This is a genomic window from Ilumatobacter fluminis (assembly GCF_004364865.1).
Taxonomy (GTDB): domain Bacteria; phylum Actinomycetota; class Acidimicrobiia; order Acidimicrobiales; family Ilumatobacteraceae; genus Ilumatobacter; species Ilumatobacter fluminis.
Genome location: NZ_SOAU01000001.1, coordinates 4690242 through 4703166 on the forward strand (window position 1 = coordinate 4690242; position 12925 = coordinate 4703166).

The 12925-nt window shown below is 69.4% G+C and carries 11 protein-coding genes; 9 read left to right on the forward strand and 2 right to left on the reverse strand.

The annotated features are described in order from the left end of the window. Window positions 1-28: 28 nt before the first annotated feature. On the reverse strand, window positions 29-1792 hold the full coding sequence (locus BDK89_RS21145) for a hypothetical protein (RefSeq protein ID WP_133870847.1): 1764 nt from the start codon (window positions 1790-1792) through the stop codon (window positions 29-31). A 104-nt stretch (window positions 1793-1896) separates the two neighbouring features. Between BDK89_RS21145 and BDK89_RS21150 the strand changes: the two genes are divergently transcribed. Beyond that, entirely contained in the window at window positions 1897-2214 is a 318-nt protein-coding gene (locus tag BDK89_RS21150) for a DciA family protein (RefSeq protein ID WP_133870848.1), read from the forward strand. A gap of 13 nt (window positions 2215-2227) precedes the next feature. Here BDK89_RS21150 and BDK89_RS21155 read toward each other — a convergent pair whose 3' ends face one another. Beyond that, a complete protein-coding gene (locus BDK89_RS21155) occupies window positions 2228-2812 on the reverse strand; it encodes a hypothetical protein (protein ID WP_166657758.1) in 585 nt (194 codons plus the stop codon). 153 nt (window positions 2813-2965) lie between these two features. On the opposite strand from BDK89_RS21155, the gene BDK89_RS21160 reads away from it, so the two are divergent. The 8 genes from BDK89_RS21160 (at window position 2966) to BDK89_RS21190 (ending at window position 12899) form a co-directional block, all read left to right on the forward strand. Continuing rightward, window positions 2966-3451 (forward strand): GatB/YqeY domain-containing protein, encoded by a 486-nt coding sequence (locus tag BDK89_RS21160; protein WP_133870850.1) that lies wholly within the window; start codon window positions 2966-2968, stop codon window positions 3449-3451. 89 nt (window positions 3452-3540) lie between these two features. After that, on the forward strand, window positions 3541-5145 hold the full coding sequence (locus BDK89_RS21165) for an aspartate:alanine exchanger family transporter (RefSeq protein ID WP_133870851.1): 1605 nt from the start codon (window positions 3541-3543) through the stop codon (window positions 5143-5145). An 87-nt stretch (window positions 5146-5232) separates the two neighbouring features. Next, window positions 5233-5394 carry a hypothetical protein gene (locus BDK89_RS21975; RefSeq protein ID WP_166657759.1) on the forward strand — a complete coding sequence of 54 codons (162 nt, stop codon included), beginning with the start codon at window positions 5233-5235 and terminating at the stop codon, window positions 5392-5394. Window positions 5395-5499: 105 nt separating this feature from the next. Then, a complete protein-coding gene (locus BDK89_RS21170) occupies window positions 5500-6519 on the forward strand; it encodes a diadenylate cyclase (protein WP_133870852.1) in 1020 nt (339 codons plus the stop codon). A gap of 335 nt (window positions 6520-6854) precedes the next feature. Continuing rightward, entirely contained in the window at window positions 6855-8807 is a 1953-nt protein-coding gene (gene gyrB / locus BDK89_RS21175; protein ID WP_133870853.1) for a DNA topoisomerase (ATP-hydrolyzing) subunit B, read from the forward strand. Between the two features lie 46 nt (window positions 8808-8853). Then, entirely contained in the window at window positions 8854-11397 is a 2544-nt protein-coding gene (gene gyrA / locus BDK89_RS21180) for a DNA gyrase subunit A (RefSeq protein WP_133870854.1), read from the forward strand. Between the two features lie 92 nt (window positions 11398-11489). After that, on the forward strand, window positions 11490-11813 hold the full coding sequence (locus BDK89_RS21185) for a hypothetical protein (RefSeq protein WP_133870855.1): 324 nt from the start codon (window positions 11490-11492) through the stop codon (window positions 11811-11813). Window positions 11814-11834: 21 nt separating this feature from the next. Next, a complete protein-coding gene (locus BDK89_RS21190; RefSeq protein WP_133870856.1) occupies window positions 11835-12899 on the forward strand; it encodes a DUF3566 domain-containing protein in 1065 nt (354 codons plus the stop codon). Window positions 12900-12925: the final 26 nt, after the last annotated feature.

Sequence of the window (12925 nt, forward strand, 5' to 3'; positions counted from 1 at the left end):
CCTCGGGTCGCTCGGGGCGACTCGTTCGTCAGCCGACGTCGACCGACACCATGGCGACGAAGGTGGCGTACTCGTCGTTCTGCCAGGGCGCCTCGAGGAACAGACAGGGCAGGTCGGCGCGGTCGCCGGTCACGCCGTACTGGTGGCAGGGGAGTGCGGTGTCGAGGTCGGCCTGGGTGACGTCGCCCGGTGTGCGGGCGACGTTGACCCGGGTGTCGCAGTCGGGGAGGTAGATCGGCTCGCTCGCCACGCCGAGGCCGGCGGCGCAGAACTCGGCCTTGCCGTCCCAGTCGCGTTCGGCGGCGGACACGCCGATCCACGGGATCGACCAGCCCTCGGCCGGCACCAGGAACGACGCCGTGTTGTGGCTCGACAGGACGATGTCCTTGGGTGCGTGCATCTTCTCTTCGGCGCGGTTGCCGACGGTGTAGCCGTCGACGCCCCAGCGGAAGCTGACCTCACCGCGGTTGCTCTTCCACTTGTCGCCGTCGTAGGTGAGCCGGATCTTTTCGAAGCCGACCGTGAGCTGGGTCAAGGGGATGTCGTCGGTGTGGAACGTGCCGACGCGGTAGTCGACGCCGTGGTCGTCCTCGGCTCGGGCGACCACGTGGTACGTCGTGTCGGCTGCGAGGCCGGTCACGTCGAACGTCGTGCTCGTCGCCGGGTTCGGGTTCTCGTACACCTTTGCCTCGAGCGGCAGGAGCGGGTTGCCGCCGATCGTGCCGGGCTCGCTGGTCGACACCCACACGTCGAGGCGTGCCGGCGTGTTCGTCTCGACGTGCAACTCGACGGTCGAGTGGTGATCGGTCTTGGCAACCGAGCCCTCGGTGATGCAGTGGAGCGCACACCCGGTCGCGTTGCCCGCGAACCCGTCGATCACGTCGACGGTCGTGAAGTGGTGCTCGAACACCTTCGAATGGCCGTCCTGGTCGATCACGATCAGCTCGAGCTCGTACTGGGTGTCGGGTTCGAGCGGCGAGATCGGGATCGCCCACTCGCTGTCGTAGCCCGATTTGCCGATGTGGAACGACGAGTCGGTCCCCACCTCGGTGATCTCGATCTCGGCGTGGACTGGCAGCGTGGCGTCGATCTCGAGGACCACGTTCGGGGTGACGCCGTTCGAGATCAGCTGGGCGCGGGTGACGCACTCGAGCTGGCAACCCTCGAGGCCGCTCGTGATCGTGCCGAGATGTGGCGGCAGCGGGGTGACCCGGAAGTCGCTCGGACCGTCGATGGGGGTCGGGTCGGGATCACCACCGATGCCGGGCAGGAGGTCGGTCGGGCCGGGCACGGTCGGCTGGGGCAACGGCTTGTCGACCGGGAGGAGGTACTCGGTGGGGCCGGGTTCGGGTGCCGGTGGGTCGGGTTCGGGGTCGTCCGGGCCGTCGATCGCGCCGGGCACGACGCCGGGCAGATCGGGTTCTTCGCCGGGGTCGCCGGGTTCGAGGTGACCGTCGCCGGACGGGTCGTGATCGTCGGACGGGTCGTCGTTCGCCGGGGTGGCGTCGACGTCGACGACGGTGTCGGCGGGTGCGGTCGTCTCGGGACGAGCCGCGACGGTGGCGCTCGGCGCATCCGTCGTGGGGACGTCGTCGGATGCCGGCGCTGTGGCCGCGGCCGTGTCGTCGGGATCGGCGTCGGTCCGGTCGATCTCGATCGGTGCGGTGGAACTCGACGAGGTGCCTCCGCCCGAGGCGGCTGCGGCGGCGAGGCCGGCGGTGCCGATCAGCGCGGCGACCGTGACGGCTGCGGCGGTGCGGATCTGGCGGCTGGTGAGACGGCTGGTGTTCATGGTGGTGCTCCTTCGATGTGTCGGTTGGTGACACACGTCCAGAGCGACCCAAGGGCGATGTCTCGCGAAAACTCCGCGACACCCACCGGTTAGCGTCGGTGGTGATGAACGAGCCGGTGCCGATCTCCCAGTCACTCGACGGCGTGGTGAAGTCGCTGCGCGGCCCGAGTCGACAGGCGGTGAGCGGGGTGTTCGGTCGGTGGGCCGACGCCGTCGGTCAGCAGGTGGCCGACCACGTGCGGCCGGTCAAGCTCGATGCCGGCGTGCTCCTCGTCGAGGTCGACGAACCGGCCTGGGCGACGCAGGTCAAGTTCCTCACGCCCACGATCATCGAGCGCTTGCGCGCCACGGCCGGCGTCGAGGTCGACAAGATCGAGGTCCGCGTCGACCGCCGCAACGCCCGCGGCGCCAAGTACGACTGAGCGCGGCAGCGGGTCAGTCGGCCGGTTCTTCGGTCGAGACGCCGCCCGACTCGTTGATGGCGTTCGTGAGCCAGCTCCACAGCGGGGGGCCGACCACGACGGCGACGACCAGGAACCCGGCGGCGACGCCGAGCTTGATCTTCTTCGCCTTCTTCTTCCGGGCGGCACGGATCTCGGCGGCCTTCCGCGACGCCTCGCTCGGTGCGGCCTTCTCGGGCATCAGGTGCGCCATCGGGTGCACCGGCTCGGCCGGCTCGTCGTCGCCTTCGTCGCTGTCGCTCCCGGTCGTGCCGGTGTCGGTCGTCTCGCTCGACGGCGCGGCGGCGGGCGTCGCTGCGAGCTGCGGTGCGTCGTCGGGCGACGGGATGCCGGTCGGCGACGTCAGCACCGGTGCGGCCGTCGGCAGCGACGGCAGCGACGGCAGGTCGAGACCAGCCGGGATCTCCGGAGCCATCGGCTGTTCGGGCGCCTCGGCGGGCGGCGCCGGCGCGACCGTCGGTGTCGACGAACCGAGTCGCGGTGCGTCACCGTCGAGCGTCGGAGCCGGCGCGCCCGGCACCGGCAGCGGCGATGCGGTCCCCGGTTGGGGCGCGGTCATGGTGGCCGACGGCCCGGGAGCGGGCAGCGAGGGTGCGGACAGGTCGGTACGGTCGTCGCCCGGGTGGTTCATGCCTGGTCATCGGCGCAGGAGCGCCGCGTCTTGAGCGAACCGGGTGCGCTGACCGGGGACGCGGGCGGCATGATGGGGGCCATGAGCACCGACCCCACCAGCACGGACACGGTCAAGGCGCGCCTCCAGTCCGACCTCACGACGGCCATGAAGGCCCGCGACGAGGTCGCGCTGTCGACGATCCGGATGCTGCGCAGCGCGATCAGCAACGCCGAGGTCGCCGGCGACACCGCCGCCGAGCTGTCCGACGACGAGGTGATCGCCGTGTTGCAGTCGGAGGCCAAGAAGCGGACCGAGTCGGCCGCCGTGTACGAGGAGGCCGGTCGTACCGAGCTCGCCGCCAAGGAGCGCGCCGAGCTCGAGATCGTCGAGCGCTACCTGCCGGCGGCGATGAGCGACGACGAGCTCGAGGCGATCGTCGACGAGGAGGTCGCCAATGCTGCCGCCGGTGGTGCCGAGGGCGGCCGTGCGATGGGCATGGTCATCAAGGCGGTCCGCGAGCGTGCCGGTGCGAGCGCCGACGGTGCCCGCATCGCCGCACTCGTGAAGTCGAAGCTCACCGGCTGACGCGGCAAGCGGACCGACCGTCGTCCGATCGTGACGTGGTGACGAAGGGCCGTTCCGAGGGGTGCCGGCGGTGAGGTAGACCGGAGCCGATGAGTGTGCTCGCGGACAACCCGCTGCTCGTGCTCTTTCTCGTCGTCGGGCTCGGCGGTGCACTCGGACGGGTGCGGGTCCGCGGCGTCGGTCTCGGGCCGGCCGCGGCGCTGTTCGTCGGGCTCGCGTTCTCGGCGGTCGACGCCGACCTCGCGAACGTGCCGTCGATCGTGCCGACACTCGGCCTCGGCCTGTTCATCTACACCGTCGGTCTGGCGTCGGGCCCGTCGTTCATCGCCGGTTTCCGGGGTGGCGGCGCACGCATCGTCGTGGCGAGCGGTGTCCTGCTCGCGCTGATCGCCGGTGTGGTCGTGGCCGTCATCGAGGTGCTCGGCCTCGACGACGGAGCACGGGCCGGCCTGTTCGCCGGCAGCCAGACCAACACGCCGGCGCTGCAGGCATCGATCACCGCCTTGGCCGACGAGATCGCATCGGGGGCCGTCACCGACCCCGTCGTCGGCTACTCGATCGCCTACCCGTTCGGTGTGCTGGCGATGATCACCGCCGCCGGGCTATCGCTGCGCCGGGCATCGCGCAAGCCCGCTGCGGAGGGTGGCATGTCCGACGGCACCACCGGTTCGGCGGCGACGAGCGCGACCGTCGAGGTGACCCGCGCCGACCTGCCGACGCTCGGCGAGCTCCGCCACTGGGAGGGCGAGCTGCTGGCGTTCTCCCGGGTCGAGCACCAGGGTGAGGTCGACTTGGCGACGAACGACGTCCGGCTCGAACCGGGCGACCTCTGCACGGTGATCGGGAGCGCCCAAGCGGTCGCCCACTTCACCGACTGGATCGGGCGGCCCAGCGACCGCCACCTGGCGCTCGACCGCAACAAGCTCGACTTCCGTCGCATCGCGGTGTCGAATCGCGAACTGGCCGGCGTCCGCCTGGGCGACCTCGACGTCGAGGGACGGTTCGGTGCCACCGTGACCCGGGTACGCCGCGGCGACGTCGACCTCGTCGCCGACCCCGCCATCGTGCTGCGGCTCGGCGACCGCCTGCGCGTCGTCGGCCCGAGCGACCGGATGGGCGACATGGCGAAGCTGTTCGGTGACTCCGACCGTGGTCTCGGTGAGGTCGACGCCATGGGGTTCGCACTCGGCCTGGCGATCGGGCTCGCGATCGGTGCCATCACCGTGCCGATCCCCGGCGGCGGCGAACTGGCACTGGGCATCGGCGGTGGGCCGCTGATCGCCGGCCTGGTGCTCGGCACCGTGTCGCGTACCGGACCCGTCACCTGGCAGATCCCCCACGCCGCCAACCTGGCGCTGCGCCAGCTCGGCATCTTGATGTTCCTCGGCGGGGTCGGCGTCAACTCGGGGGCCACCTTCGCCGACTCGGTCGGCACCGGCACGGGCGCCAAGCTCGCGCTCGGTGCCCTGATCGTCACCGTGATCACGGCGGCGAGCGCCGGACTGCTGATTCGCTGGCTCAACCCCGACGGTGTCGAGGCAGCCGGGCAACTGTCGGGCTTCCAGACCCAGCCCGCCGTGCTCGCCTTCGCGATGGAGCGGGCCAACGGCGACGAGCGCGTCGATCAGGGCTACGCCCTGCTGTTCCCCCTCGGCATCGTCGTGAAGTTGATCCTCGTCCAGTTCCTGATCTGAGCGAGCCGATCCCGCTCGCGTCGGAATTCATCTGCCGGCCAACCGGCGCGCGGACGTCGTTCACCGGCGCTCCGTAGCGTCGCGGTCGTGGGTGATCGAGGAGATCTCACGGACGAGCCCGTCGACCGGTCGGCAACCATCGCCGCCGAACTGATCGATGCGCTCTCGATGGCGGTCTCCTCGCTCGGCCTGTGCGACCGCACCGACTCCTCGATCGACGAGTCGTCGGCGGTACCGGTCCCCACCTAGCCCAGCGGTCGGCTCCTGATCGTCGAGTCTCCTCCCCCTCCTCGACGACAGGGGCCCACCGAGGGCCGAGTCTGCCGTCTCCCGGCACCGGGTAGTTTGGTGTCGATGACCGCCACGCCGCTCGAGCCGGCTCGACGCTCCCCGGCGTTGGTCGAGTTGCTGAGTCGAGCCGAGGTGCGCCTCCTCGACGAACTCGACGACGACGGGGTGGTGATCGAGGGTGACGACGCCGAGATCGCACTCGTCGTCGAGGAACTCGATCACGTGCGTCGCCCGCCGGTCCACGAAGGACGCAGCCCGATCTACGGCGCGTTCGTCGTCGGGCCGGGCGACGACCTCACGACGGCGTCCGATCTCGTCGAGCTGATCGAGCTCGACCGCGACGTCGACGCGGCGCGTCGGTTCGCCGACGGCCGCTTCACGTACCTGGTGCGGCGCACCGACGGCCGCAACCAGCTGGCGTGCTTCCGCCGCAGCGTGCAGTACGAGGCCGACCTGGTCGAGGTGCAACGCCAGACGGGCGTCCAGATCGTCCAGCGCACCCTGATGGGTCGCGCACGGCTGTACGACCGGCGAGGCGTCGTCGAGTGGTCGGGGCGCGCCTGGAACGTCCGTGAACGCGCCGACCGGCTCCTCGAGGTGATCGACCCGCTGGTCGAGGGCGCGCCACGCGACGTCCTGTCGGCGCTGCTCGACCTGTGCGTGCACTGGCTGTCGTCGGCGCGGATCGGCGCCACGATCCTGTACGACTTCGACCCGCGCGAAGACGACGGGCCGTCGCTCGACCTCGACGCCGCGATCGAGGTGCCGCACCTCTCGGTCGCGAAGCGGCATCACTTCCCCGCCCTCTTCGCCTCGCTCAGCCAGACCGATCTCGCCGCCCGGGTGCTGCCCGACGGCACCGTCGACCGGATCGGCGTCGGCCTGCGGTCGTCGATCGAGTCGGAGCAGGCGGTGCCCCAGAAGGGCGGCATGCGCCACCGGTCGGCCGCCCGGTACACCTGGGACCACACCCACACGATCGCCCTCGTGGTGAGCGAGGACGGCCCGGTGACGGTGTTCCGCGAGGGTCGCAAGATCCAGATCTGCGACCGTCCCGACGGCTCGATCACCGGCGGTTGCTGACCCCGGCAGGGGCCGCCCACACGACCCCGTCCACCCGATCGCGAACGACGTCACGAGGGCGATCGAAGGGTCTCTCGCGGAGCGGTCGCACGACCACCGCCGAACGGGGAGTTCGACCCGGCGCAAATCCAGAAATCACAAGGGTTTCGTGGTCGCCGATTGCCCCGGTCGCGGGCCGTTTCGCTGGTAGGATGAAGGCACTGCGTTTTCGCCCTCCGAAACCCACCCGATCCTGCCGGATCCGACCCGGAACCGAACGTACGATCGACGGAGCGAACGCCTTCGCGAACGAACTCGAATCGTTCGCCAGCCATCCATCGAAGCCGAGGTAACACGTGTCCACGACGAAGCAGGGAGCATCCGATTACGGGGCCAAGGACATCCAGGTCCTGGAGGGGCTCGATCCGGTCCGCAAACGGCCGGGCATGTACATCGGGTCCACCGGTCTGCAGGGTCTGCACCACCTGATCTGGGAAGTCGTCGACAACTCGGTCGACGAGGCAATGGCGGGCTACTGCGACGAGATCTCGGTCACCCTCACCGCCGACGGCGGCTGCCGCGTCGACGACAACGGTCGCGGCATCCCCGTCGACCCGTACACGTCCGGTCAGCACCAGGGCAAGAGCGCCGCCGAGGTCGTCCTCACGGTGCTCCACGCCGGCGGCAAGTTCGGTGGCGAGGGCTACAAGGTGTCGGGCGGTCTGCACGGCGTCGGTGTGTCGGTGGTGAACGCACTGTCCGAGCGCCTCACGATCGAAGTCGACCGCGGGGGCAAGCACCACTTCCAGGAGTACGCCAAGGGCGGCAAGCCCCAGGGCGACATGAAGGTCGTCGGCGACACCCCCGCCGACGGTCGCACCAGCGGCACCTCCATCACGTTCTGGCCCGACCCGGCGATCTTCCAGGCCGAAGGCGTCGAGTTCGTCGCCCGCACCGTGCTCGAGCGCCTCCAGACGATGGCGTTCCTCAACAAGGGCCTCACGATCAACTTCGCCGACGAGCGCCCCGAGAAGGAACAGCAGGTCACCTACCAGTACAAGGGCGGCCTGGTCGACTTCGTCAAGCACCTCAACGCCTCGAAAGACCCGCTCTTCAGCAAGGTCTGCGCCTACGAGGACGAAGACGAAGACGGTCAGATGCTCGACATCGCGATCCAGTGGAACACCGGCTACCACGAGGGCATCCACGGCTACGCCAACGGCATCTCCACCATCGAGGGTGGCATGCACGTCGAGGGCTTCCGCTCGGCACTCACGTCGGTCGCCAACAAGTACGCCCGCGAGAAGAACCTCCTCAAGGAGAAAGACCCGAACCTGACGGGCGAAGACATCCGTGAGGGCATCACCGCGATCATCTCGGTGAAGCTGCGCGAGCCCCAGTTCGAGGGACAGACCAAGGCCAAGCTCGGCAACGTGCCGATGCGCTCGTTCGTCCAGAAGGCGACCAACGAGGCCATGGCCGAATGGTTCGAGGAGAACCCGAACGAGGGCAACAAGGTCATCAAGAAGGCACTCGCCGCCGCCCAGGCCCGCGTCGCCGCCAAGAACGCCCGCAACGCGATCCGCCGCAAGACGGCGCTGTCGGGTGCCGGCATGCCCGACAAGCTGAAGGACTGCACCTCGAAGAACGCCGACGAGTCGGAGCTGTTCATCGTCGAGGGCGACTCCGCCGGTGGCACGGCGCTCGACGCCCGCGACCCGCACACGCAGGCGATCCTGCCGATCCGCGGCAAGATCCTCAACGTCGAGCGGGCCCGCATCGACAAGATGATGAAGAACACCGAGATCCAGGCGCTGATCACCGCGATCGGCGCCGGCGTCGGCGAAGACTTCGACGTCACCAAGGCCCGCTACCACCGCATCATCGCCCTGTGCGACGCCGACGTCGACGGCAGCCACATCCGCACCCTGCTGCTCACCTTCTTCTTCCGCCAGATGCGCGACATGGTCGAAGCCGGTTACGTGTACATCGCCCAGCCGCCGCTGTACTCGACCGAGGTCGGCAAGGAGAAGGTGTACCTCAAAGACGACGTCGCGAAGGCGCAGTTCCTGGCCGAGCGCCCCAACCACAAGAAGGAGTTCGCTCGCCTGAAGGGACTCGGTGAGATGGACTGGGAAGAGCTCAAGGACACCACCATGAACCCCGAGACTCGCACCCTGTTGCAGGTCACGGTCGAAGAGGCCGCCGAGGCCGACCAGATCATGAGCGTGCTGATGGGCGACGACGTCGAGTCGCGCCGCAACTTCATCACGACCAACGCCCGCGACGTCCGCAACCTCGACTTCTGAGTCGGCACGGTGACGACAGACGCATCCGAACGACGGAGGACCGACCATGAGTGACACCCCCACACCGCCCACCCCGCCGACCGACTCCGACGACGGCGGCGACGGCATCGACCCGATCCAGCCGATCGCGCTCCAGGAGGAGATGGAGAACTCCTTCCTCGACTACGCGATGTCGGTCATCATGTCGCGAGCCCTGCCCGACGTGCGCGACGGCCTCAAGCCGGTGCACCGCCGGATCATCTGGGACATGGAGACGCAGGGCTTCCGCCCCGACCGGCCGTTCGTCAAGTGCGCCCGCGTCTCGGGCGACACGATGGCCCGCTTCCACCCCCACGGCGACAGCGCCATCTACGACGCGTTGGTGCGCATGGCCCAGCCGTTCTCGCTGCGGCACCCGCTGATCAGCTTCCACGGCAACTACGGCTCGCCCGACTTCGGTCCGGCCGCCTCCCGATACACCGAGTGCCGTCTGCACCCGCTGGCGATGCAGCTGCTCGCCGACATCGACGAAGACACCGTCGACATGATCCCGAACTACGACGGGACCACCGAGCAGCCCGAGGTCCTCCCGGCCCGCTTCCCGAACCTGCTGGTCAACGGCAGCCAGGGCATCGCGGTCGGCATGGCGACCAACATCCCGCCGCACAACCTCGGCGAGGTCATCGACGCCACGGTCCACCTGCTCGAGCACCCCGACGCCGACGTCGACGCGCTGATGGAGCACGTCAAGGGACCCGACTTCCCGACCGGCGGCCAGATCCTCGGCCGCAGCGGCATCAACGACGCGTACCGCACCGGTCGTGGCAGCGTGAAGATGCGGGCCAAGGCCAGCATCGAGGAGAGCAAGAACGGCGGCTACGAGATCGTCGTCACCGAGCTGCCCTACCAGACGAGCTGCTCGGCGATCGCCAAGCGCATCCAGGAACTCGTCGACAACGGCGACCTCGACGGCATCCGCGACGTCAACGACGGCTCCGCCGGCGGCAAGACCAACCTCGTCATCACCCTGAAGCGCGACGCCAACGCGAACGTCGTGCTCAACAACCTGTTCAAGATGACCCAGCTCCAGTCGAGCTTCTCGATCAACATGGTGGCGCTGGTCAAGGGCGTGCCCCGCACGCTCAACCTGCTGACCGCGCTCGAGGGCTACGTCGATCACCAGATCGAGGTCGTCACCCGCCGGTCGAAGTTCCGTCTCCAGAAGGCACGCGACCGCGAACACATCGTCGAGGGTCTCATCAAGGCCCTCAACGTCATCGACGAGATCATCGCGACGATCCGTGCATCCGACGACCGCGCCGACGCGCGCACCCGCCTCATGGCCGAGCCGTTCGAGTTCTCGCAGGTGCAGGCCGAGTACATCCTCGACATGCCCCTCGGTCGTCTCACCCGGCTTGCCCGCATCGAGCTCGACCAGGAGCTCGCCGACCTGGCCGAGCGGATCGCCGAACTCGAGTCGATCCTCGCCGACGAGATGAAGCTCCGCGGCGTCATCCGCGACGAGATGCTCGCCATCAAGGACGAGTTCGCGACGCCTCGCGTCTGCGAGCTCACCTACGACGACGGCGAGATGTCGATCGAAGACCTCGTCGACGACAAGGAACTCGTCATCGTCATGACCGAGGCCCAGTACGTCAAGGCCGTGCCGGCGTCGTCGTTCAAGGCGCAGGGCCGCGGAGGCCGCGGCGTCAGCGGCGGCAAGCTCAAGGCCGACGACATCGTCCGCCACGTCATCTTCACCACGGCACACGCCCACCTGCTGTTCTTCTCGAACCGGGGCAAGGTCTACCGACTGCGTGCGCTCGACATCCCCGAACGCGAACGCACCGCCAAGGGCATGCCGATCGTCAACCTGCTGCCGCTGCAGACCGACGAGTTCATCCAGGCGATCATCGACACCCGCGAGTTCGCCGGCGACCGCTACCTGTTCTTCGCCACCAAGCAGGGCACCGTCAAGAAGACGGCGTTCGACGCCTACGACTCGTCGCGCCGCGATGGCCTGATCGCCATCAACCTGCGTGACGACGACGAGCTCGTGCGGGTCATCGAGACCGACGGCTCCGACGACATCTTCATGGTGAGCAAGGGCGGCATGACGATCCGCTTCGGCGAGGACGACGTCCGTGCGATGGGTCGCACCGCCGGTGGTGTGCGCGGCATGAAGCTGAAGAACGACCAGGACGCCGTCGTGTCGTGCGACGTGGCTCGTGACGACACCGAGATCCTGATCATGACCGACGCCGGCTACGGCAAGCGGACCCAGCTCGACAAGTTCAACCGTCAGGGCCGTGGCGGTCAAGGTGTGCGCGGCATCAAGCTCAACGACAAGAAGGGCTTCGTCGCCGCTGCGTTCATGGTCGGTCTCGAGGACGACATCGTCGCCGTGTCGCGCCAGGGCATCACGATGCGCACCGGTGTGCGCGACATCTCCGAGCAGGGACGCGACGCCACCGGCGTGCGGATCATGAACCTCGACGACGGTGACACGGTCGCCAGCGTCGCTCCCATCATCGCCGTCGACGGCGTCGGTGATGCCGACGGCGACGGCGACATCGCCATCGACGGCGACGACGCCACCGACGACGCCTGATCGACAGCTCCCGGCCCACGGCGGGCCGGGAGCGCCGTCGAACCCGATCGCAGCACCCGCTGCCTCCCGTTTCCGGACGAGAGGAGACCGGCGTGCACACACGCGACGATGAAGCCCGACGCCGCGACCGTGGCTCGATGGCGGTGGTGACGGTGCTGGTGGGGTTGGCGCTCACCAGTGCGGTGCTCACGGCCCTGGTGCCGTGGGTCCACGATCTCGGCGCCCGCCAGAGCGCTCAGACCGCCGCCGACGCTGCCGCGCTGGCCGGGGTCACGAGCGGCCGTGCCGGGTCGGTTCGGCTGGCCGCGGCCAACGACGCCACGCTCGTCGCGTGGCGCACCGTCGGTGACGACGTGGTCGTCACCGTGGAAGTCGACGGACACCGCGCCTCGGCACGCGCCACGGACGGACCCTGACCACCTCGTACAATCGGCCACGTGAGCAACGACGCCGGCGACAACTCTTCGCGGCTGTCCGACGCGCTCGACGACATCTTCTCGAGCCGCCGCACCGACGAGCCGACCCAGCCGGTCGACGTCGTGCCCGCCGACGAACCCGATCCGTACGAACTACCCGAGATCGTCCCGGCCACCGACGAAGCGCCCAGCCTGCCCGAGCGCGCCGAGCCGACGGCCGAGGCACCGGCGGTCGACCCGGCGCTCCCGGCCCGCTCCACCGCCGCCCCGGCGCTCCCGGCCCGCTCCACCGCCGCCCCGGCGCCCGCACCTGCCCCGGCTCCCGCACCGGCGCCCGCGCCTGCTCCCGCAGCTGCTGCGTCGCCGACGCCGCCGGTGACGTCGTGGAGCGATCACATGCCGAGCACCACGGCGACGGTCACGACGCCGGCGGCCAGCCAGCTCCGTGCCCCCGGTCGTCGTCCGCGCGTTCGGCGCGTCACCCGCGTGCTGCGCCACATCGATCCGTGGAGCACGTTCAAGATCGCGTTGCTGTTCAGCGGCGTCGCGTACGTGGTTGCGCTCACGTCGGGCGTCCTGCTGTGGCGGGTCGCCGACGCCACCGGCACCCTCGCCAACGTCGAGCGTTGGTTCACCCAGTTCGGCTGGGAGACGTTCGAGCTGAAGGGCGGTGAGATCTTCCGCCAGGCGTGGATCATCGGACTGTTCGGGGTGGTCTTCGCCACCGGTGCCGCCGTCCTGCTCGTCACCTTGTTCAACCTGGTCAGCGACATCGTCGGCGGGATCCGCATGACGGTTCTCGAAGAAGAGGTCGTCGAACGGACGATCTCGTCGACGCGTCGCTACGTGGTCCGCAACCCGAGTTCCGACGCGGCGGTCCAGCGATCGGCTCCCGCCTGGTCGGTCGACGACGACGCACCGACCGCCGACACGTCGGATCAGCCGGGCGGCGACGGCGCCGGCGGGGAAGCCGGCAACGCCCCGACCCGGGCCACGCCGGTCAACCACGAGAACGGCAACGGCAACGGCGAATCCGGTGCCGAGCCGACCCGCGCACAGCCGGCAGCCACCTGGTCGGTCGACTGACCGGCCCATCCCTCCCACGGTGGGTC